Below are 22515 nucleotides of genomic sequence, written 5' to 3'. Positions count from 1 at the left end.
GCCGTTTTTGAGAAACGAAGAGGTTTTTACAAATATCCCTTCGCCTGCAATCTGAACAATTCTGCGTAGCGGGTGCCTTTGGCGATGAGTTCTTCGTGGGAGCCCATCTCTACGAACTGCCCGTTCTCAATAACCAGAATCCGGTCGGCCATGCGCACGGTGGAGAAGCGGTGGGAAATGAGCACGGCGGTTTTGCCTTGGGTCAGTTCTGCAAAGCGCTGGAAGACTTCATGCTCGGCGCGGGCATCAAGGGCGGCGGTGGGTTCATCCAGGATTAGGAGCTGGGCATCGCGCATATAGGCTCTTCCTAACGCGATTTTCTGCCACTCACCACCCGATAAGTCCACGCCTTTGTTGAAGCGCCTGCCAATGACCTGGTCGTATCCCTCGGGAAGTTTGGCGATGACGGTATCTGCCAGGCTTTGCTGCGCCGAGGTCTGAATGCGGGGTCGGTTCTCTTTTTCTTCAATCCGCCCGATGGCGATGTTGGTGCCCGCGCTCATCTGGAACCGCACGAAGTCCTGGAAAATGACGCCAATCTCGCGGCGCAGATCAGCGGGGTCGTACTCGCGCAGGTCAATGCCGTCCAGCAGAATGCGGCCCTCGGTAGGGTCATAAAGGCGGGAGAGCAGTTTCACCATGGTGGTCTTGCCGGCGCCGTTCTCGCCTACCAATGCCAGTTTCTCGCCCGCGTGTAAGGTGAAGTTGAGGTGGCGCAAAGCCCATTTCTCTGAGTTGCGGTACTGGAAGCCCACGTTCTCAAAGGTAAAGCCGTGTTGGATGGGCCGCGGGAAAGGTGGGGCCGATGCCAACCGCCGAATGCGGGGTTGCAGCTCAAAGAAATCAAAGAAATCCTGGAGGTACAGTGCGCCCTCGGCCACGCTGGTGAAGCGGTTGAGTACTGATTCCAGCAAGCCCCGCAGGCGCATGAACGAGCCCGAGAGGAAGGTCAATTGGCCCAACGAAACCTGGCCCTGTACCGTCTGCATGAGCAGGTACACGTAAGCTCCGTAATATCCGGCGCTGCCCAGTGCGGCAAACACACTGCCCCAACCTGCCCGGCGGGTAGACAGTTTCTTGTTGTCTTTGTAAAACTGATCAGAAAGCGTGCGGAAGCGGTCTACCAGAAACCCGGATAATCCGAAAATCTTTACTTCCTTGGCCGTATCATCGCTGGCACCAGTCTGGCGCAGGTAGTCCAGTTCACGGCGCTCGGGCGTCCAGCCGTGCACCAGCGAGTAGCTGCGCTCGTTGAAGTGCGACTCGCCCAGGAAAGCCGGCAGCACCGCCACCAACAGCAGCAGCAGAAGCCACGGGTAAAAGGCAATCAGACCGGCGGCCAGGAAAATCATGGAGAGGATGTCCTGCATCTGGCCCAAGACCTGGCTCATGAGAATGGTGCGGCTCAGGGTTTGGCGGCGGGCGCGTTCCAGTTTGTCATAGAACGCCGAGTCCTCAAACTGGTCCAGGTCCAACTCGGCGGCGTGCTCCATGAGCCGTACCGAAGACTGGTTCGCAAACAGATCGCCCAGCAGCCCGTCAATCAGCGCGATGCCGCGGTTAAGGAAATCCGAGACCACCGCCAACCCGAATTCAATGGCCACCAGCGTGAGCAAATAGCCCAGCAGTTTGTCATTGGTTTGGGTGAGGCGCACCACCTCGTCAATGATCAACTGGCCCACGTAGAGCATGGCCACCGGCACGGCCGCCCTGAGCAGACGCAGCACCACGTTGATGAACGCCATGCGCGGGTTCGTCTGCCAGACCATCTTCAGGAACGGCGGCAGGTGTTTCAGGGCACTCACCCGCTGCTTTACGGTAAGTTGCGGCTGTCCCTGCCTTGGTGGTTTCTTCCCTATTAGATTATCCCAGAATGCCATAGGCGGTGAAGTTATTGAAAAGCCCTTTACTTACGCGCTTTTAAGTAAAATGTAGGGGACAGAATAAAGAGATTGCCGCCGCGGCCAGAAATACGGGCAGGCCTACCGCAACTTAATTTCCGTTTTACCCCCGATTCTGTGAAAACGAGCGTAAAACAAGGTTGGTGCTATACTGGAAGAAACCGCAGGCGCTGCGCATCTGCCTGCCGGTGGCTTTACCTTTGCGTCGCCTACCTGAAAGAGAGAAGGTTTTTGTTTCCCTGGGAGGTATAATTTCGTAGGTTATTTTTATGGAAGAATCATTTTTGAATCGGCTCTGGAGCCTTCATCAGCAGAACCAACTCCGGATACCCACCGGTCTGCTTTGCCAGTTCCTGAACCGGCTGTTGCAGATGCTTTTCCCGCCGCTGGCTGAGCAGCCCTTCAAGGATGCCGATGCCCTGGCTCAGGAAGCCACGTTTCTGGAGCAGGAACTGGAGTCTCTGCTGGAAGGCGTGCAGCACATCAGCGGGTTTCCGGCGCCCGAGACCGTGGACCGGTTCATGAAACAGTTGCCCCACCTGCATGAGCGGCTCATCGCCGATGCCCAGTTCATTTTGCAGGAAGATCCGGCGGCCCGCCACATAGAGGAGGTGATGCGCTCTTACCCTGGTTTCTATGGCATTGCCGTGTACCGCATCGCGCACCTGCTGTACCAGGAGGGCGTTCCGCTGCTGCCGCGCATTTTAACCGAGTACGCCCACAGCCGCACCGGCATAGACATCCACCCCGGCGCTCAGATTGGGTTCCCCTTTTGCATTGACCACGGCACCGGCATTGTCATAGGCGAGACCACCACCATTGGCCGAAACGTGAAGCTGTACCAGGGTGTGACACTGGGGGCTCTGAGCGTGGCCAAGTACATGACCGATCTCAAGCGCCATCCTACCCTGGAAGACAACGTGATCATCTACGCCGGGGCCACCATCCTGGGGGGCAACACCGTGATTGGGGCGCACAGCATCATTGGGGGTAACGTTTGGCTCACCGAGACCGTACCTGCGTATTCGCGGCTGTATCACCGGGCGCAAATCAAGGTAAGCCGATCTGAGGCACCAGAGGACATTCTTGATTTCTCTATTTAGTTTTACCCTTTATGGGATTAGTGAAATAATTTTACATTTGTGCCAAGCCTTGGGCCAGGATACTTGCCTGGGTGGGTACAATTCTAACGTAAACCTTACGAGATGAAAGCAGAAAGCATATTGCAGACCATCGGGGATACCCCCACCGTACGAATCAACAAGTTATTTGGCCCCGAGGCGCAGGTTTGGATGAAACTGGAGCGTGCCAACCCCGGCGGGAGCATCAAAGACCGTATTGCCCTGTCCATGATTGAAGATGCGGAGCAACGCGGGTTACTAAAGCCCCACAGCCATATCATTGAGCCCACCTCAGGCAACACGGGGGTAGGCTTGGCCATGGTAGCCGCCGTAAAAGGCTATGAACTTACTTTGGTCATGCCAGAGTCCATGTCTATTGAGCGCCGCCGTCTGATGGCTGCCTACGGTGCCCACCTGGAACTGACCCCGCGCGAGAAAGGCATGAATGGTGCCATCGCAAGGGCCCACGAACTGGCCGCCGAAAACGAGAACGCCTGGATTCCTATGCAGTTTGAGAACGAGGCCAATACCCGCATCCACGTAGAAACCACGGCTCAGGAAGTCCTGAATGATTTCCCGGATGGATTTGACTACCTCATTACGGGGGTAGGCACCGGCGGCCACATCACGGGCGTTGGAAGAGTCTTGAAAGAGAAATTCCCTAACCTGAAGGTGTTTGCCGTAGAGCCTACCTTATCGCCGGTGCTGAGCGGCGGCGCTCCTGGTCCGCACCCTATCCAAGGCGTGGGCGCGGGCTTCATTCCTAAAATCATGGACATGTCTGTGTTGGACGGCGTGATTCAGGTAGACCCCAAAGATGCTTTTGAATATGCCCGCCGGGCGGCCAAGGAGGAAGGACTCTTCATTGGGGTTTCCTCGGGAGGTTCGTTGGCGGCGGTAGCCCAGAAAATTTCTGAGGTGGAGCCGGGTGCCCGTATTCTTACCTTCTGCTATGACACCGGCGAGCGTTACCTGTCAGTGGAAGGTCTGTTTGTGTAACTACCTCTTTAGATAAAAGCAAAGCCGCCCTTGCCTCTGCAGGGGCGGCTTTGTTTTTGGGCTGATTTCTTAAAAACTGCCTTAAAAAAGAAAGCGAATCCCTGTCTACAGGGATTCGCCTTTTACTGGAATATGGGGCAGGAGAAAGCGGTTACTACACTTCCTACAGATGATTATTGGCCGGCAGGCTTGCCAGAGTTATTGCCAGAGTTATTGCCAGAAGCTTTGCTTGAAGCAGAATCTGAACCGCCCAACCCTAAGGAGCCGCCTAGTCCTTGTACTGAGCTGGTTACTTTATCGGTTAGCGAACGACGTTTGTCTTTGCCTAGCGCTGCAATCGCAATGCCAGCACCTGCTGCTCCTAATAGGGAGTAGAGCACCTTTTTATTTTTTACCAGAGATTGCACTCCCGATAAAAGCGACTTGTTCTGTTTGTCTTTGTTCTTCTTCGTCTTGTTTTTGTTCTTTGACATGGCTGTAATGATATGATTAAGTGAATCAACATGAATGGGTTAATACGCTGTTGCATGTGGTTAACCCTTAGTATGCACCTACGCCAGTCAAGCCTTTTAGTTTTTACAGACTACAGAATTGCCGCAAAAGGCATGTCACCGCACTACTTTTCCTGATTAGGTTTTGTCTTCAGGAGAGCTGTTGTCCTGGGCTATGGTGAGCGGATGGGGAGTGCTGGTAGGCTTGAGTTTCTTTTTCTTTTTAGACGATTTGTCTTTCTTTTCCTTCTCCTTTTTGGGTTGCGCCAGGTGTTTGACGGTGGCGGTAATCCCGTCTATCAGATTCCCGGCCCTATCTGGGCCCATCATCTTTCCTAAAGCCACCCCTGCACCCACCGCCCCAAGCAGCGCAAGTAAAACCCGGTTGTCCTTGATAAAAGGCTTTACCGCTTTGTAAAAGGTCTGGTGCTTGGTTCCTTTTTTCTTTTTCTTGGCCATGGTTTCTGCTAAGTAGAGTCTATGAGGGAAGTCACGTACTGCTGCGCTTCTGCCTTTCTCTACGTGCCTTCCATTTCTGGGTTCTTTTCCCGAAATCAGCCCTGAAACACATTGCCCTGAATGCCCTTACCAGAAAGGGCCAGAATCCTTACCGCTGCTTTTTGAGTTCCTCCAGGGGGTAGAAGCTGTCGCGCCAGTAGATGCCCCCCTGCCTGATGGTCTTCACTGCCGATGCAATGAGGATATACACCATCATTGCGCCCGCAAACGGAATCATCAGGGCGTGCCATCCTTTGCTGCGGATGCCGCTTTTGAATTGCATGAGTAGCACCTGAGAAAGCAATAGCACCGCCGCCAAAAATTGCCCCGTAGGTCCTGCCAACAGTAACAAGGGAGGCGGTAGCACGAAGACCAGAAGCGTGGCCAGGGCCATGCCTAGCGCGGTAGGAAAATGGTAATTTGCCACCGAGAACGTGTTTTTCATCAGGCCCCGCACAAACTCCGGCAAACTGGTATACCACTTCAGGGAGATTTCCTGCTCGCCGTACACCACATCCTGCCGGAAGCCTGCTGCTTTTATCTGTTCGCCCAGCTTCAGATCGTCATCCGGCCGAAGCGAAAAGGCCTTATGCGTTCCTGCCTGTTCATAAGCCGTCCGCCTGACCAGGTTAAACGCACCGATTCCAATAGAGGCATCAGATTTAGGATTGCGGACTTCCCAAGGCCTTTGCCGAAGCTCCAGCATGATGGAAAACGTGCTCATCACGCTTCTGAACAAGCCAGAAGGGGAAGTGATCTCGGGCATGGCAGTGAGGTGGTCTAAGCGGTTGTCCTGCGAGTACTGCATGGCCTTTTTCAAAGCTTGCCGGTTGTACATCACATCGGCATCGGTGAAGAGCATCCATTCCTCTGTGGTATGGAGATACCCTTGGTACAACGCGTGGTTTTTTCCCAGCCAACCCGGAGGCAACTCCGTCACCGTTCTCACCGCTATGGCTGGATTTTCCCCCATCATTTTCTCCAGAATCTGCGGGGTGCGGTCCGTAGATCGGTCATTGATCACTAGGATTCTAGCATTAGGATAATCAATCTTGCAGATGCTGGCCAGAGCTTGCTCCAATTCTGCCTCCTCATCTTTGACCGCCACAATGATAGCGACCTGCGGCTCCCGTGATCCGGTGCGTGGCGCGATGTTCTTCAGGTACTTTACCCTGCGGCTATTGATGAGTAAGTAGATACTCGCGCAAACCCACGCAAAAGTGATCAGCAACGCATAGCCGGTGAGTAACATAACGCAGTAGTTGGTTTTGCCTTTATTTACTTAGAATAAGCAGAAAACGGTACTATTGTTTACCAAGGGTTTGAGGAAAAGTATAGAGCCAAGAATGCACAAGTATGGGCACAAAAAAAGCGGCACTTACTTTTGTAAGTGCCGCTTTAAAGAGTGGAGAATATCGGAGTCGAACCGATGACCTCTTGCATGCCATGCAAAAGGTAGAGTGATTCATTGATTTTCCTGTGTTTTCATTTTGTTGATAAAGCGCTGATATTTAATATTATAGGGTATAAAATAATTTCATGTTCCTTCATTGATTCTCATCTGTTTGCTATATTTGTGTGTACTTATGTGTGACCCCTTGGGTAGTATACACAAACTTAAAGCCTGAAAGATGTTCGAATTCTCTGATAGTGGCGTTACGTTAGCCACAGTGCTTGAAACTAGGAAAGTGAATAAGGACGGGTTGCACCCTGTTAGGGTAAGAATCACTTACAAACGTCAACGCAGTTACTATTCCACTGGAAAGGTGCTGTCGCCTGAAGAATGGGAACGCTTGCCAAATGCCAAAGGGCAGGAGGCAAAAGCTATCAGAGAGTCAATCCAGAAATTTTCAGAAAAAGTCAGGTCCGAAGTAAAGGGACTAATCAAGCAAGACGCGTTTAGTTTTGAAGCACTCAATAAACGGCTAAGTAGCGCCACAAGTGATACTCTTAATACTGCCTTTGTTGCAAGGATAGAAGACTTGACCGCTAAGGGTAAAATAAGTACCTCGGATTGGTATAAGTACACCCTAAGAAGTATCCGCTTGTTTGCTGGGGATAAGATTAGCTTTTCTCAAATCACAATTGATTGGCTAAGAAAGTATGAAAAGCATTTGCTGGATGAAGGTAAAAGCTATACTACCATATCAATGTACATGCGTGCCTTGCAGGTGATCATCAATGAAGCAAAGGAAGCCGGGGTAATCAAAGCGACACAGCACCCGTTCGGTAAAGGTAAATTTGAGATACCACAACACGAAGGCCGGAACATCGCTTTAACTATAAGCCAGATTTCACAGATTGTAAAATATGAGTGCGGTAGTGGTAATGAAGAGATGTGCCGGGACTTGTGGTTTTTCTCCTATCTCTGCAACGGGGCGAATATAACGGACATTTGCAAATTGAAATACTTCAATATCCGAAACGGTGAAATCTGCTTCTACAGGCAAAAAACTTTAGCTAAAGCCAAAAAGAAAAAGCTGATACATGCCTTCATTACTCCGGAGATGCAAACCATCATTAATAGGTGGGGCAATCAAAGCAGGAAGCAAGAAGATTTTATTTTCCCATTCTTAAAAGGAGAAGAAAGCCCAGCAGATGAACGCAGGATTATCAAGAATATCACTCACTTGATGAATGATAGAATGAAGGTGATAGGGGAGAAGCTTGGTATTGGAAACATAAGCACCTATACGGCCCGTCACAGCTATGCTAGTGTGTTGAAACGCTCGGGTGCTAACATTGCCTTTATATCGGAGAGCCTAGGCCACAATGACCTAAAAACGACAGAAACCTACTTGGCCTCCTTTGAGCAGGAAGAGCGGGTGAAGAATGCGGCTCTTCTGACTAAATTTTAAAGGTCGCTCCTGTGGTTTTTACAGCGGCAATGCAATAGGTAAAACCATATTATAATGGGAGCAAAGGGGAATGAAGGTTTCTATCTGTAACTATAAAAAACTAGCCCGCTGTGATTTTTCGCAGCGGGCTAGTTTTTTCCATCCCTTTCAAGTATAAAGTTTTATAAAACATAATGGTGCAGTCTTTTAAATCAAAGTATTTAGCCTTCTGAACATATGGTCCATTACAGGTGAAGAAAACCTACTTCATCTCACTGCAGCCTACGGTACATCCTAAAAAGCCCTGTCACATCAACAAGGGGATGCTTCATGTTATTAAAGTATCAGGTATTTACTATTGGCTAGTCCTAACCTTATCGTCCCCGAGTACAGGGGGTAACTACGGTGCCTACCTATTGAACATACGGCGAAGCACCCTCGCGTCTCCGGGTTCCCCCGCCTCTTCGCTCCGTTTTCCAGTACGCGGGCGTCGGTTGAGCATGGGGGCATTAGTATACCTGACTAAAAGACGCAAAGCCCTGGTGGACTAACCTGAACTCACCGCTTGAAGTCTTCGAAGTAAATGCTGAGCCTCTGTTTGTATCTAGAACAAGCATCTACCACCATACATCGGGTAAACACCCAGATAAAAAATCATATTTAATATTGAATACGTATAAATAATTTGGTTATTGATCTGTAATCACTTATATTCAGCTTTAAATTATTTAATTAAATCATAGATTATAAATATTATATGCATCTATAGCTATTCCACCCAAAACCTGCCTTCTCGCCTAATCTAGCCTAAAAACTGTTTAGTCGTCACTCCACCGGTGCACTGCTACAGTGCCGTTTTTTAATCGAAGCGCATTCAATTTTTCCACTTAAACCAATAGACATGAACCGAAACTTTACCCATTCTCTACCTGTCGCCACCAGAGTGACAGGTTTCTCCTACAAAACCGCTATCGCCGGGATGATGTACGCCCTCCTGTTCTGTATAGCCATAACCAGCCTTGTGGCGCAACCTACCAAAGAGTGGGACAAAACCATCGGCGGGAGCGGTACTGACCAGTTGAGTTCCCTGCAGCGGACGGCCGACGGGGGCTATATCCTGGGGGGGACTTCTCCTTCTCCCGTCAGTGGGGACAAGACCGAGGCCTCCAAAGGCGGCAGTGACTACTGGGTGGTCAAGCTGAACGCCAGCGGGGCCAAGGAGTGGGACAAGACCTTCGGCGGGAGCGGTACCGACCAGTTGAATTCCCTGCAGCAGACGGCCGACGGGGGCTATATCCTAGGGGGGACTTCTTCTTCTGGCGTCAGTGGCAACAAGACCGAGGCTTCCAGAGGCAATAATGACTACTGGGTGGTCAAGCTGAACGCCAGCGGGGCCAAGGAGTGGGACAAGACCTTCGGCGGGAGCGGTACTGACCAGTTGAGTTCCCTGCAGCAGACGGCCGACGGGGGCTATATCCTGGGGGGGACTTCTCCTTCTCCCGTCAGTGGGGACAAGACCGGGGCTAATAGAGGCAATGGTAACAGTACTGACTACTGGGTGGTCAAACTGAACGCCAACGGGGCCAAGGTATGGGACAAGACCATAGGCGGGAGCGGGGGTGACCAGTTAAGTTCCCTGCGGCAGACGGCCGACGGGGGCTATATCCTGGGGGGGACTTCTCCTTCTGGCATCAGTGGGGACAAGACCGAGGCCTCCAAAGGCGGCAGTGACTACTGGGTGGTCAAGCTGAACGCCAGCGGGGCCAAGGAGTGGGACAAGACCTTCGGCGGGAGCGGTAATGACCAGTTGAGTTCCCTGCAGCGGACGGCCGACGGGGCCTATATCCTGGGGGGATGGTCTGATTCTGGCACCGGGGGGAACAAGGGCGAGGCTTCCAGAGGCGGTAGTGACTACTGGGTGGTCAAGCTGACCGCAACCGGGGCCAAGGAGTGGGACAAAACCATAGGCGGGAGCGGTAGCGACCAGTTGAGTTCCCTGCAGCAGACGGCCGACGGGGGCTATATCCTGGGGGGGACTTCTCCTTCTCCCGTCAGTGGGGACAAGACCGAGGCCTCCAAAGGCGGCAGTGACTACTGGGTGGTCAAACTGGCCGCCAACGGGGCCAAGGTATGGGACAGGACCATAGGCGGGAGCGGTAGTGACCAGTTGACGGCCCTGCAGCCAACCGCCGACAAGGGCTATGTCCTAGGTGGGTATTCTGATTCTGGCATCGGGGGGGACAAAGGCGGGGCCTCCAAAGGCGGTATTGACTACTGGGTGGTCAAGCTCCAAGGTTGTACTCTGCCGGTGGCTTCGTTCACTGCAGCACCCGTTTCCATGGGGAATGCTACCACCCTCACGGACGCCTCTTCCAACGTGGCCACCTATGCCACCTATGCCTGGGATGTGGATAATGACGGCACCGTGGACTATACTACCAAAGGCACTATCAACCATACCTACGCGGCCGCCGGCACCTACACTGCCAAGCTTACCATTAGGCAGGGAGACTGTGAACATAGCACCACCCAAACCGTGGAAGTTTCCCCACCGACGCACACGGTTACCACCGGTACCCTGGCCTCCACTTCCTACAAGGCGGGTGAGGCGATCGTAGTGCCTTACACCAGGACGGGCACCTACACCCGCTACACTAACGAGTTCCGTATCCAGCTGTCCGACGCCTCCGGCTCCTTCGCCAATGCGGTGGTGATCGGCGCCTACGAGACCAGGAACCCCATCAACGGCACCATCCCGGCGAATACCCCCTCGGGCAGCGGTTACCGCGTGCGGGTGGTGAGCACCTCGCCTGTGGTGATCGGCACCCCCTCCGCGCCCTTTACCGTGGTGGCACAGGAGCCCCAAGCCATCATCACCGGCACCCTGGCCGCTAGCTCCTACACGGCGGGCGAGACGATCACCGTGCCCTATACCAAGACGGGCACCTACACCCGCTACACTAACGAGTTCCGGATCCAGCTCTCCGACGCCTCCGGCTCCTTCGCCAATGCGGTGGTGATCGGCGCCTACGAGACCAGGAACCCCATCAACGGCACCATCCCGGCGAATACCCCCTCGGGCAGCGGTTACCGCGTGCGGGTGGTGAGCACCTCGCCTGTGGTGATCGGCACCCCCTCCGCGCCCTTTACCGTGATAGGCCGAGCCATCACCACCGGCACCCTGGCCGCTTCCTCCTATCAGGCGGGCGCGACGATCGCGGTGCCCTATACCGCGACGGGCTTCTTCACCCGGTACGTGAACGAGTTTCGTATCCATCTGTCCGACGCCTCCGGCTCCTTCGCCAATGCGGTGGTGATCGGCGCCTACGAGACCAGGAACCCCATCAACGGCACCATCCCGGCAAATACCCCCTCGGGCAGCGGTTACCGCGTGCGGGTGGTGAGCACCTCGCCTGTGGTGATCGGCACCGCCTCCGCGCCCTTCGCCGTGGTGGGCCAAGTGACCTCATCCGGAGCAATGGCAGAAGTAGCAGCTTCGGCGGCCTTCGCATCCCAGGGAGAGAAGATGGCCCTGTGGCCGAACCCCGCCGGTTCCGGCGAAGGGGTAATGCTCTCTATTCATGACCTCCCCAGCGGGGTGGCCGTGCTGCAGGTTTCGGACCTGTCGGGCAGGAGGGTTTCCTCCGAGGGTTTCACCCACGGGGGAGGGGCGCTGGAGAGGGCGATCGGCACCGCCGGCCTTAGACATGGCCTTTACCTGGTGACCGTCTCCTCGGGCGGGGTTACCTACCGGGCCAGGCTTCTGGTTCGTTAGCGGAAGTACCCTTTTTAAGGATTCCGTCACTCCAGACCTTCGGGTGTGAAAAAGAAAGCCTGGGCCAGCAATGGTTCAGGCTTTCTTCGTTTATCCGCCCCTGCCCAAAGAGGGTGGCCTCTTTGGGCAGGGGCTGTAGGTCGGTCAAGAAAGAAGTGGAATGTACCTCGTGGTGCTTCGAAAAGCTGGAAATTCCTATCATGTGAGGCTTGTGCTGGAGTAAGTAGAAAGGTAAGTTTTCCTGAATTGAGGTCTGAACCCTGAGCTGTTAATTTGCTCCTTTCAAGGTAACAGCCCAGGGTTTTTATATTTTATAGTTGAAAATTTTTGTTAATTAATTGTATTTTAGCTAAGTGAGAAGCAAGTTTCAATAATCACTTAAATAGGGTACAAATGAAAAAGGTATGTCTAATTTTTGTCCTAGGCTGGATCTGCTCTTTTGAAAGCCATTCCCAAAAGAAAAACACCCTTGATGAATATAATCTAAAAGGAAATGTGGTTTCAGTGCATGAGAACACTTATAAAGCCGAATACAGGTCTGATAAGTGGGAAGTAGGTGAGAAGGACTGGACAGGGCATGGTCAGTCCAACTTTGATAAGGAAGGAAACATAACCGAACTAATCGAGTTCGATCAAAATGACAGAATTCTAAAAAGACACATCTTCAAGTATGATAAAGATGGTTTTGTAAAAGAGAGTATCACTTCAGATTCCGCATCAAAGCTTATCACAAAGCAGGTGCATGTTAGAGACTCAAAGAACAGGGTTGAAACTGTGAAGAGTTATGACGCTAAAGGAGAGCCAGGCCTTGCAAAAATTATCGAATACAACGAGAGTGGAAAACCCATAGTTGAAAAGCTTACAGATGGTAAGGGAAAGGTATTCACTTACCATAAGAGTAAGTGGGAGGGAGATAGCATAGAGGTACAGTCTCATTATAGTTCCTCCAATGAGCTTGAGGCTACGATATACCTCGGGAGAGACAAAGTCACAAAAGAGATAACAGAGATTCTAATCTTAAGGCCAGATAATGCTATTATAAATGATATAGGCTTGTGCTACGATTTCGATGAAAAAGGGAATTGGATAAGTAAGCTTTCAGTAGACAGGGCTGGAAGGCGTTCTACTTTCACAAAACGAAGATTTGTGTATAGATAGCTAGAACAAGTTGGGAATGCTGCTTTGTTGACTAGTTTTTAACTGTATCAGGGATGGTGACAATACTTTCAGAGATAGATAATTTGATTTCTGATATAGATTAGGGACTTACTGCAATATATCTTGCCTCAAAGAATGGCAGTCACTATGACTACTTTGATTTTGCAAAACGATTAAAAAGATTGTTAAAGCTATTCAAGGATTTGTTGAGACCAAATTACTACGATTTAAACAATCTTTGTGTACAATTGTGTGACCCAACAAAAAAAGCACTTACAAGTTTTACCTCGTAAGTGCTTGATTTTCAAGTGGAGAATATCGGAGTCGAACCGATGACCTCTTGCATGCCATGCAAGCGCTCTAGCCAGCTGAGCTAATCCCCCGTTTTGATGTTACAAAAGTAATAGCCTTTCTGATAACTACAAAATCTTTTCGGCGCATTTCTGCATTTTGCTTTCCTTGAAGTGCCAGCAGTTAAGTCGTTCAATAGGTAAATAGCTGACTTGTTTCAACTTAAGGGTTCTGAAATTCACCTTGGATTGAAAGAAAAAAATCGGGCGAAATCTGTTTTCGCCCGATTTTCTGAAAAAGAGATTGGAAACGCTTATTGGAAGAGGTACCGTACCCCAAGCTGCCCCTGCCATCTTGAGGAGAAGGAGGTAGTCCAGACATCGCCCGAAGGGTTGTTGAAGGTAAAGAGCGGCCGGTTGTTATCATCGCGGCGGCTGAACCTCACCAACTCTACGGCGGCGTTGTTCACGAAGTAGTTGCGGCCCCAGTCCTGGTTGAATAGGTTACCTACGTTGAAGATGTCCAGGGTTAGCTGCAGGGTGTGGTTTTTCGCGCCTAAATTGGCGAAGATGTCCTGCGCCAGGCGGAGGTCCACGCGGTGGGTCCAGGGCGTGCGTGCCCCGTTGCGTTCAGCATACTGGCCCCGGCGGGTTTTCAGATACTCATCGTTCTCAATAAAGGCGTTCAGGTCTGTCCACTGCTGGGCTGCCGTGCGCGTTACTACCCCGGAACTGTTGGTGACATCTATCAATCCACTTTCTTCAATGGTGCGCGGCACGTACAGCAGGTCATTGGCGTTGCTGCCATCGTTGTTGATATCGCCCGCATACAGGTAGGTGAAAGGTGTGCCAGACTGGCCTTCGTAGAACAAAGATAAGGTAGTGGAGAAGTTGTTCAGCCATTTAAACGTGTAGCCTCCGGAGGAAATAACCCGGTGCCGGATATCAAAGCGAGAGTAGGAAAGCTCGGGGTCATTGGGATTTCGGTAGACCTGGTTGAACTGCCAGTTAGACCGGGCGGTGCTACTGGCGCCTGAGTTCACATCCTCAGATTTGCCGTAGGTGTACGCCACCATGGTATTGAGCCCCATATTGAAGTTTTTCTGCAACTGGCCGGTCAAGGTGTAGGTGTAACCGCGGTTGGTATTATCCAGCAGGATTACGTTGGTGAACGAAGAGGAAACCCGCCCGGAGGAATACAGCGCCCGATTGTCTGGACCGCTCAAAGTGCCAGTGGGAGAGAGTAAGTTGATATCACGGTACACAATATCATTCATGGTTTTGGAGTAGATACCTTCCAAGGTGGCAATGATGCCTAAGGGAAGGGTATAATCCACGGCCAGATTGGTTCTGAACGTCTGCGGAATCTTGAAGTCTTCGGAAATCAGGTTGATCTCCGTGGTGCTTACGGCCGGGCCCAGGTTCCGGACCTGGTTGATGTCGGTTACAAACCGGTTTGGCGCGGTCTGGTTTCTCAATTGTAGCGAACTGAAAGTAATCCCATTGTTCACGAACTGGTTGGACAGCCACACAAACGGCACCCTTCCTGTGAAGATACCGGTACCGCCCCGCACCTGTATGGTTTTGTCGCCGCGCACGTCCCAGTTGAAGCCCAGGCGCGGGGCCCATAAGAGTTGTCCGGTAGGCGTCACGTCTGTCCTCAGGTTGGAGTAGGTGGTATTGGCAAAAGCGGTTTCCACGGCCTGGTTGCGAGCGGGTTCATCTGGGATGACCGGAACATCCAACCGGAGCCCCAGGGTTACCCGTAGGTTTTCCAGCACATCCATCTCATCCTGCACATAGAAGCCTAGCTGCGCGGCGTTGAACTCGGCGGCCGGGGTGGGGTTGTTTTGGCTAGCCGAATAGGTCTGCTCTATCTGGAAAGGCCTGGCAGCAAAGAAATCCTCGGCGCTGTTGAACTGGTAATAGGCGTTGTAGTTGTTGATGAACAGGTTCCGGAAGCTGAAGAATTCATTGTGGGTACCCAACGTGAAGGTATGGCGGCCTTTGAAAATGGTGAGATTGTCTGTGAACTCAAAGATGTCCTGGTCCAGCTCATTGAAGGCCGAACTCCGCTCGGTGCCGGCGGTGATAGTGTTACTGCCGCTCCCCGCAAACCGGATGGTTACCTGTGGGAAAAGGCCGCCCGGCGTTTGCCTGTTGTCCCTGATCCTGGAATAGCCCACAATAAGGCTGTTAGAGAAGTTTTCGGAAAAGCGGCTGCGTAACTCTGCCACGGTGCTGTTGGTGGAGCTGTTAAACCGGTAGGCGTTGCCGCCAAACCGGAACGTGGTGTTGGTGCGAGTGATGTTCTCGTCAAAGGCGTCTACAAAGTTGTGCCGAAGCGTTAACTGGTGCCGGTCTGTGATGTTCCAGTCCAGCCGGCCAAAGATCTTGTTGCTCTCGGTAAGCCTGTTGATAGGGCCGGAGGTGCCGGGGTCATACCCGTACTTGATGCGGAGCGTGTCTTCAATTCTCCTCACGTCTTCTGCCGGGACAATGGAGCCCGGGTCACCCAGGTTGAATAAAAGTGGCTCCGTGCGCCGGGTAATTTCTCCGTTCAGGAAAAAGAACAGTTTGTCTTTGATAATCGGTCCGCCTATCCTGAAACCCGTTTGGTAGTCCTTGAACTCCGCTGTTTCCTGCTCGGTGATCGGGTCATCGCCTACAATGTTCTCATTACGTCCAAAGGCATAGGCTGAGCCTTCCCAGTTGTTCGTTCCGGATCGGGTAACCGCATTAATCCCGCCCCCGGTAAAGTTCCCGAACTTCACATCGTAGGGAGCCAGCACCACCTGGATCTGGTCAATGGCATCCAGGGAAATAGGTTGGGTGCCTGCCTGCCCGCCCGGGGTCCCGGTACCGGATATCCCGAACACGTCATTGTTCACGGCCCCGTCTATGGTGATGTTGTTGTAACGGTTGTTGGCCCCACCCAAAGAGTTGCCGGAGGCTTGTGGCGTAAGGCGGGTGAAATCCTGTAGGGAGCGGTTTAACGTAGGAAGCCGCTCAATCTGCTCCCGGGATACGTTGGTGGCAGCCCCGGTCCGGTCAGCGTTGATGACAGCACCTCGCTCTGATACTACCTGCACCTCACTCAGGCCTACGGCGCTGGCGGCTAGGTTTACATCCAGCCTAAGGGTTTGGCCTAAGGAAAGGAAGACGTTTTCCCGGCGCTGGTCTTGGTAGCCAATATAGGTGGCGGTGATGGTATAGGGGCCACCCACCCGCAAGTTTTGCAGATTGTACCGGCCGTTCTCATTGGCGCTGGCGGCATATTGGGTATTGGAAGGCGTATGTACGGCCACAATAGTGGCCCCCGGTAGCCCTGCGCCGCTTGCATCTGTAATCTCGCCCGTCATGGAGGCGGTAGTAGCGCCCTGTCCCCAACTAAGGTGACCAAACAAACACATGACAAGAGTAAGCAATAGGGGGGTAATTAGTTTTTTCATAAAGGTTCTGTTATGCCAAACTTTTAAGTGAACTAATGAGCGGGATTGGAAATAAAGGGTGATGAGCAGGGGCGCATTAGGGTCAGATAAACTCCTCCGGAGGAAAGGTGTGGAGGCAGTCAGCCACGCAAGGCTGGGGAAGGGCAGGGCCTATATAGTATATTTATAATACTAACTATTAGATAATCACCTAGTTAGCCGTTCTCTTTACGATGCCACACGGCACAAGTTTATTTCTGCCGAAAACTTATTTCTGCCTTAATACTCTAGTAAAGAGCCTAAACATAGAAGTTCGTTCCTTTAACCTGGCTATGGAAGCCCAGCAGATGCCGGCTTTCCCCTTTTAGGGCTACTTTCTTATAACATGGCCAAAAACACAAAAGCCAGACAGTGCTCTGTCTGGCTTTCATAAGATATAAGGCATAAAAAAGGCGAACCACAAGGTTCGCCTTTTTTAGAAGAAATTAAGCTATCTCGTTATTGGAAGATGTAACGCAGACCAACTTGTCCTTGCCATCTTGAAGAGAAAGTTTCACCCCATACTTTTCCAGCAGGTTTGCTGAAAGTGTAAGTAGCTCCAGTTCCTGTACGAGTTGCGGATACAAGTTCAACTGCGCTGTTTGTGATTGAATACTGACGACCCCAATCGTTGTTAATCAAATTACCAATGTTGAAGACATCAAAAGTCAATTGCAGTGTATTCTTCTTGCCAGCAGCATTGAAGTAAAGATCCTGAGCTAAACGTAAGTCAACTTGATGCGTCCATGGCATACGTGCTCCGTTACGCTCTGTGTATTGACCTCTGCGGGTGCTAAGATATGAATCGCCTTCAATGTATGCATTTAAGTCATTCCATTGCTGTTCGCTCATATTTGGCATCTCAGTTCTATTTCTAGGAACGTACATCAAGTCGTTACCATTTTGACCATCACCATTCAAGTCATTTCTGTACAGGTAGGTGAATGGCGTGCCAGACTGACCTTCGTAGAACAGAGAGATAGATGTTCCAAAGTGCTCTAAGTATTTAACAGTGTAACCACCAGTGGCAATGATACGGTGACGCACGTCTGAACGTGAGTAAGACAATTCAGGATTGTTTGGATCCCAAGCTATCTGGTTGAACTGCCAGTTTGATACTGCAGTGCTGCTAGCACCACTATTCAGGTCTTTAGACTTACCGTAGGTGTAAGCCACCATTGTATTCAGACCATTGTCAAAGTTCTTCTGCAATTGACCAGTCAAACTATAAGAATACCCTTTGTTAGCATTGTCAAGTAGAATTACGTTGGTAAAGGCAGAGTTGATCTGTCTTACAGCTGGATAGATAGGTCTCTTTTCGGCTCCTTCTAAGTTACCGGAAGGTGCTACCAAGTTAATGTTCTTGTATACAATGTCATTCAAGGTTTTTGAGTAAATACCTTCTACCGTAGCAACAATACCGAAAGGCAAGGTGTAATCTGCTGCTAAATTGGTACGGAAAGTTTGAGGTATTTTAAAGTCTGAAGTCACAAGGTTGATTTCAGAAGCAGTAGAAGCACCTGCTACAGCGGCTTGGTTGTTAGGATTCGGCTCGAATCTAGGAGGTCTGTTTGAGTCAATGTTGTTAAAGGTGATACCATTGTTGGTGAATTGGTTTGACAACCACACAAATGGAACACGTCCAGTAAAGATACCTGTACCACCTCTCAGCTGGAACGTTTTGTCACCAAATACATCCCAGTTAAAGCCTACCCGAGGAGCCCACAGCAACTGGCCACTTGGAGTTTGATCTGTCCGTAAATCGCTGTACTGAGTGTTAGCAAAAGTTGTCTCAACTTTTTCATTTCTAGCTGGGGTGTCTGGCATTACTGGAATGTCCAAACGAATACCAGCGGTCAATCTGAAGTTGTCTGTGATAGAGAACTCATCTTGCGCATAGAACCCTAGCTGCATCGCATCAAATTCTGCAGATGGTTGTGGGTTTTTAGAATCAGCAGAGTAAGTGGCCTGTAACCTGGTTGGTAAACCTTGGTCAAAGAAGCGTTTAAAGCTTGGGAACTGATAGTAACCAGCTGCGTTGTTGATGAACAGGTTACGGAAGTGGAAGAATTCATTGTGTGTACCTAGTGTGAAGGTATGACGACCACTGAAGAAGGTAAGGTTGTCAGTGAATTCAAAGATATCCTGATCAAGCTCGTTGTAGATAGAGCTTCTTTCGGTACCAGCGTCTACTGTTCCTGTACCGCCATTGCTATAGTTAATTCTTACTTGCGGAAATAGCTGGCCAAGTACATCACGGTTATCTCTAATTCTAGAATATCCAACAATTAAGCTGTTAGAGAGAGACTCTGAAAAACGGCTACGAAGTTCTGCAACTGTACTGTTAGTTACACTGTTGAAAACGTAGGCATTGTTGCCGAAACGGAAAGCAGAAAGACTGCGTGTTATGTTATCATCAAAAGCGTCTACATAGTTATGGCGAAGCGTTAATTGATGACGGTCAGTAATATTCCAGTCTAAACGAGCAAAGAATTTGTTGCTTTCGGTACGGCGGTCAATGTTGCCAAAAGTACCTGCGTTATAACCATATTGCGTTTGAAGGAAGTTATACATTTGCTGTACACTGTCAGAAGGTACACGTGAACCTGCTGTTCCTAATCCGTTAATCAATGGTTCGCTACGACGTGTAATTTCACCATTTAAGAAAAAGAACAACTTATCCTTGATCACTGGACCTCCAACTCTGAAGCCTGTCTGGTAATCTTTGAAATCAGCAGTTTTTAATTCAGTGGTAGGGTCATTTCCTACAGTGCTTTGGTTACGGCCGAAACCATAGATAGATCCTTCCAGGTTGTTGGTACCTGATCTGGTAACAGCATTGATGCCACCACCTGTAAAGTTACCGAACTTTACATCGTAAGGAGCAAGTACGATCTGGATTTGGTCAATAGCATCTAATGAGATAGGTTGTGTACCAGCCTGTCCGCCTGGCGCACCGTTAGAAGCCAATCCAAATACGTCATTATTAACAGCGCCATCAATAGTGATGTTGTTATAACGGTTGTTTGCACCTCCCAATGAAGTTCCTCCACCAGAAGAAGAGGCTTGTGGGGTTAGTCTTGTGAAATCAGACAAGCCACGGTTCAAGGTAGGAAGGTTCTGAATCTGCTCCCGTGAAACGCTTGTAGCTGCACCAGTACGGTCTGCGTTGATCACGGCACCGCGGTCTGATACTACTTGTACCTCGCTCAAACCTACCGCACTTTGGGCTAAGTTGAAATCCAGTTTAAGGTTTTGACCCAGAGACAAGAATACGTTTTCTCTCTTTTGGTCTTGGTAACCTACGTACGTAGAAGTAAGGGTATAAGGACCACCAACGCGCATGTTTTGCAAGTTGTAACGGCCATTGGCATCGGCGCTTGCAGCGTATTGGGTGTTAGAAGGAGTGTGAATCGCCACTACTGTAGCGCCAGCCAGGCCAGCACCACTAGCATCAGTGATTACACCGTTCATTGAGGCGGTGGTTGAGCCCTGGCCCCAACTAAGGTGCATAGGCAAACACATCACCACGATGAGCATCAATCGGGTAATAAGGTTTTTCATAAAGGATTTTTTTTGTGCAAAAAAAGAATTGGTAAAAAAGAAATAATTAAAAAGAAAAGTAGGTGAGACTACTGTTAAGTTAACATTAACAATGCTAACAGAATTGAGAAGGGAAGAAAATGCAAAATTCCTATGGGAGGAAAACATTTTATTGGCGGTCAGTGTATTGACGGCGCAAAGATAGAGAGTTAATTCTTTTGTTTTGCAACCAGATTCAAACTTAGCTGCAAGAAAATAATATAGTTAGCTCCTCGGGGTTAAGGTTTTGCTAACACTTTTTAGAAGTTGTTAATTAGCACTTATTCTATCCCTTTCTTCATTATGGGATTAGTAAAAATACGTAATTCTTCTAGCGATTTTCCTAAAGGATCGCTTTTTGAAAAAAAGGATAATTTAATAAAACGATAACTTAGATGGCGGGACGCACAGCCTTCACGAAGATTTTCTGGTAGTAGGGAGCGTAGAGATTGTCTTCTTTCACGCCTAGGGAAGTGGAAGCATGAATGAACCATACCTCGCTCTGGTTTCTCACCTCGGTAACCATGCCCACGTGGGTGATGTTGTACTCACTTTTGGAGGAACTGAAGAACACCAGATCGCCGGCCTGTAATTCCTGGGTGGAGATAGGGAGCCCAAACTGGCTTTGCTCTGTAGACGTGCGGGGCAGCAAAACGTCTATGGATTGGAAAGAGGTGCACAGCAGACCAGAGCAGTCCATACCTATGCGGGAGGTGCCTCCCAGTTGATAAGGAGTGCCGGTGTAAGACCGGGCGGTGGAGATTACGGTCTCAATGTCGCGGCGGACGGCGCGGTTGCTGCCCAAGTGGATGGAGCCCGGATTGTTCCGGCCACGGCCGGAGGAAATGTGAATCTCTTTGAGTGGTTTTTTGGAACCTGATCTGCGCGCCATGCGCTCCCGCTTCTTCATCTCGGCAATTTCCCGGGCCGACCGGTACTTTTCATTGGGCTTGCTGAAGGTGGAGTAAGAAGATTTTCCGCAAGAGCCAAGCAGCATCAGCAGGCTCAGGAGAAGCAGAGTTGATCTTTTAGAGACGTTGTTCAAAGCTATCTGGTGTTGGCGCATATCAATCAAAATCAAAGATAAAGCATTCCACTTTTTTATTAAAATGAGTTTCCACCTTATCCTTCCGCTCTACCCACTCATTGAAAAAGTAATCAGAAGACACTTGAATGACCGAGAACCCCTATGGTAACGGCGACATTGATTTGAACAGTATCCTAAAAGTTTCTGCCAATCCAAAGTTTCAGGTTATCTAATTGAACCTCAGTGGGTTTAAATTGAGAATTTTTATAAAGAGTATTCCTAGGGAAATTTGTTGGGTACAGTCCTTATTTTCAAGCCCATTTTGCAAAAACAGCTGTGAAACGGCTTACACTATTCCTTGCAGGAACGCCACAGCACGGCGCTCAGAGTAGTAACGGCCTTTGAGAAAACCCTCTGAGAAGCCTACGTGGCCTCCTTCTTTGGGCATCTCCAGGTAAAAGTTAGGGTTCTGGCGGGCCTGCTCCACCGGGAAGCATTCATTGGACAGAAAGGGATCATTCTGGGCATTCACCAGCAGCGTGGGCACTTTGATGCGGTGCAGGTGCGCGACCGAGCTGCAGCGCTCGTAATAGTCGGCGGCGTTCTCGAAGCCGTGCAGGGGGGCGGTATAGCGGTCATCGAACTGCTCAAACGTGGTGATCTGCTCGTAGCCGGCAAGGTCTAACTCAAACCGCTGGGACTTTTCCTTGAGCTTTTCGTGGAGAGACCTCAGGAAGCGCTTCATGTAGATGCGGTTAGCGGGTTTGGCCAGTTGGAGGCAGGCGCTCTTCATGTGGCAGGGCACTGAGAAGACCGCAGCCCGGGCCACCTGCGCCGGCACTTTCTCAGTCCATTGCCCCAGGTAGTTCAGGGTAAGGTTGCCGCCCATGCTAAAGCCCACCAGATGAACGGTCTGGTACTTGCCGGTTTGCAGGGCGTGGCGCACCACCAGGTCCAGATCCTCCACGGCACCCATGTGGTAAGACCTGAGCAAGTGGTTGGGCTCTCCGCTGCAACTCCTGAAGTTCCAGGCCAGGGCATCCCAGCCGGCTTTGTTTAAGGCGCGCACCATGCCTTTCATGTAAGGCCTATGGGTATCTCCCTCCAAGCCGTGTGACAGTACCACCAACGTCTGGGAACCCACCTTTGACCAATCCAGATCCAGGAAATCTTTGTCTGGGGTCTGGATCCGCTCCCGGGTATAGGCGTGGGGCGGAAGGCGCCGGAGCGTACTGGGGAGAATGGTCTGGAGATGCCCGTTCAGGAGGTAAAATGGCCGCCGGATATCTGGAGTGGGAAGTAAAGGCATAGGGTTACAGCCGGGTAAGTCTCTTGCCGGGGGCTGCAAAAGTAACGCTTTTCAAGG

General features: G+C 50.7%; 13 protein-coding genes and 1 tRNA gene. 5 read left to right on the top strand and 9 right to left on the bottom strand.

What is annotated here, in order from left to right; genetic code table 11:
* Positions 1-26: 26 nt before the first annotated feature.
* Positions 27-1880, bottom strand: coding sequence for an ABC transporter ATP-binding protein (locus FOA19_RS02810; RefSeq protein ID WP_149089269.1), 1854 nt, complete (start codon positions 1878-1880; stop codon positions 27-29).
* Positions 1881-2170: 290 nt separating this feature from the next.
* On the opposite strand from FOA19_RS02810, the gene FOA19_RS02805 reads away from it, so the two are divergent.
* Both FOA19_RS02805 and cysK read left to right on the top strand, forming a co-directional pair.
* Positions 2171-3004: a serine O-acetyltransferase gene (locus tag FOA19_RS02805; RefSeq protein ID WP_149089268.1), complete on the top strand. Its 834-nt coding sequence runs from the start codon at positions 2171-2173 to the stop codon at positions 3002-3004.
* Between the two features lie 102 nt (positions 3005-3106).
* Complete coding sequence (gene cysK / locus FOA19_RS02800) at positions 3107-4021, top strand: cysteine synthase A (RefSeq protein WP_149089267.1); 915 nt, start codon at positions 3107-3109, stop codon at positions 4019-4021.
* A gap of 173 nt (positions 4022-4194) precedes the next feature.
* On the opposite strand, the gene FOA19_RS02795 is transcribed toward cysK, so the two are convergent.
* The 3 genes from FOA19_RS02795 to FOA19_RS02785 form a co-directional block, all read right to left on the bottom strand.
* Entirely contained in the window at positions 4195-4494 is a 300-nt protein-coding gene (locus FOA19_RS02795; RefSeq protein ID WP_149089266.1) for a hypothetical protein, read from the bottom strand.
* A gap of 156 nt (positions 4495-4650) precedes the next feature.
* Positions 4651-4971, bottom strand: coding sequence for a hypothetical protein (locus FOA19_RS02790; RefSeq protein ID WP_149089265.1), 321 nt, complete (start codon positions 4969-4971; stop codon positions 4651-4653).
* A 148-nt stretch (positions 4972-5119) separates the two neighbouring features.
* Entirely contained in the window at positions 5120-6262 is a 1143-nt protein-coding gene (locus FOA19_RS02785; RefSeq protein WP_149089264.1) for a glycosyltransferase, read from the bottom strand.
* Positions 6263-6641: 379 nt separating this feature from the next.
* Between FOA19_RS02785 and FOA19_RS02780 the strand changes: the two genes are divergently transcribed.
* The 3 genes from FOA19_RS02780 (at position 6642) to FOA19_RS02770 (ending at position 12780) form a co-directional block, all read left to right on the top strand.
* A complete protein-coding gene (locus FOA19_RS02780; RefSeq protein ID WP_149089263.1) occupies positions 6642-7868 on the top strand; it encodes a site-specific integrase in 1227 nt (408 codons plus the stop codon).
* Between the two features lie 880 nt (positions 7869-8748).
* A complete protein-coding gene (locus tag FOA19_RS02775; protein ID WP_149089262.1) occupies positions 8749-11622 on the top strand; it encodes a PKD domain-containing protein in 2874 nt (957 codons plus the stop codon).
* 393 nt (positions 11623-12015) lie between these two features.
* Positions 12016-12780, top strand: a complete 765-nt coding sequence (locus FOA19_RS02770) for a hypothetical protein (protein ID WP_149089261.1) — start codon at positions 12016-12018, stop codon at positions 12778-12780.
* Between the two features lie 309 nt (positions 12781-13089).
* Here FOA19_RS02770 and FOA19_RS02765 read toward each other — a convergent pair.
* The 5 genes from FOA19_RS02765 to FOA19_RS02745 all read right to left on the bottom strand — a co-directional run bounded on the left by FOA19_RS02765 (position 13090) and on the right by FOA19_RS02745 (position 22458).
* Positions 13090-13163: transfer RNA gene (locus FOA19_RS02765), tRNA-Ala, on the bottom strand.
* A gap of 221 nt (positions 13164-13384) precedes the next feature.
* Positions 13385-16522, bottom strand: coding sequence for a TonB-dependent receptor (locus tag FOA19_RS02760; protein WP_149089260.1), 3138 nt, complete (start codon positions 16520-16522; stop codon positions 13385-13387).
* A gap of 477 nt (positions 16523-16999) precedes the next feature.
* Positions 17000-20251, bottom strand: a complete 3252-nt coding sequence (locus FOA19_RS02755; protein ID WP_223808707.1) for a TonB-dependent receptor — start codon at positions 20249-20251, stop codon at positions 17000-17002.
* 262 nt (positions 20252-20513) lie between these two features.
* Complete coding sequence (locus FOA19_RS02750; protein WP_223808706.1) at positions 20514-21203, bottom strand: C40 family peptidase; 690 nt, start codon at positions 21201-21203, stop codon at positions 20514-20516.
* 292 nt (positions 21204-21495) lie between these two features.
* Positions 21496-22458, bottom strand: a complete 963-nt coding sequence (locus tag FOA19_RS02745) for a YheT family hydrolase (RefSeq protein ID WP_149089259.1) — start codon at positions 22456-22458, stop codon at positions 21496-21498.
* Positions 22459-22515 lie beyond the last annotated feature (57 nt).

Source organism: Rufibacter hautae, from assembly GCF_008271695.1.
Classification (GTDB): domain Bacteria; phylum Bacteroidota; class Bacteroidia; order Cytophagales; family Hymenobacteraceae; genus Nibribacter; species Nibribacter hautae.
This window is presented reverse-complemented; position numbering and strand designations above follow the sequence as displayed.

Excerpts from the sequence above, each read along its gene's own strand:
- FOA19_RS02810 (WP_149089269.1), bottom strand. The coding sequence starts at position 1,880 with ATGGCATTCTGGGATAATCTAATAGGGAAGAAACCACCAAGGCAGGGA.
- FOA19_RS02805 (WP_149089268.1), top strand. The coding sequence starts at position 2,171 with ATGGAAGAATCATTTTTGAATCGGCTCTGGAGCCTTCATCAGCAGAAC.
- cysK (WP_149089267.1), top strand. The coding sequence starts at position 3,107 with ATGAAAGCAGAAAGCATATTGCAGACCATCGGGGATACCCCCACCGTA.
- FOA19_RS02795 (WP_149089266.1), bottom strand. The coding sequence starts at position 4,494 with ATGTCAAAGAACAAAAACAAGACGAAGAAGAACAAAGACAAACAGAAC.
- FOA19_RS02790 (WP_149089265.1), bottom strand. The coding sequence starts at position 4,971 with ATGGCCAAGAAAAAGAAAAAAGGAACCAAGCACCAGACCTTTTACAAA.
- FOA19_RS02785 (WP_149089264.1), bottom strand. The coding sequence starts at position 6,262 with ATGTTACTCACCGGCTATGCGTTGCTGATCACTTTTGCGTGGGTTTGC.
- FOA19_RS02780 (WP_149089263.1), top strand. The coding sequence starts at position 6,642 with ATGTTCGAATTCTCTGATAGTGGCGTTACGTTAGCCACAGTGCTTGAA.
- FOA19_RS02775 (WP_149089262.1), top strand. The coding sequence starts at position 8,749 with ATGAACCGAAACTTTACCCATTCTCTACCTGTCGCCACCAGAGTGACA.
- FOA19_RS02770 (WP_149089261.1), top strand. The coding sequence starts at position 12,016 with ATGAAAAAGGTATGTCTAATTTTTGTCCTAGGCTGGATCTGCTCTTTT.
- FOA19_RS02760 (WP_149089260.1), bottom strand. The coding sequence starts at position 16,522 with ATGAAAAAACTAATTACCCCCCTATTGCTTACTCTTGTCATGTGTTTG.
- FOA19_RS02755 (WP_223808707.1), bottom strand. The coding sequence starts at position 20,251 with ATGTTTTCCTCCCATAGGAATTTTGCATTTTCTTCCCTTCTCAATTCT.
- FOA19_RS02745 (WP_149089259.1), bottom strand. The coding sequence starts at position 22,458 with ATGCCTTTACTTCCCACTCCAGATATCCGGCGGCCATTTTACCTCCTG.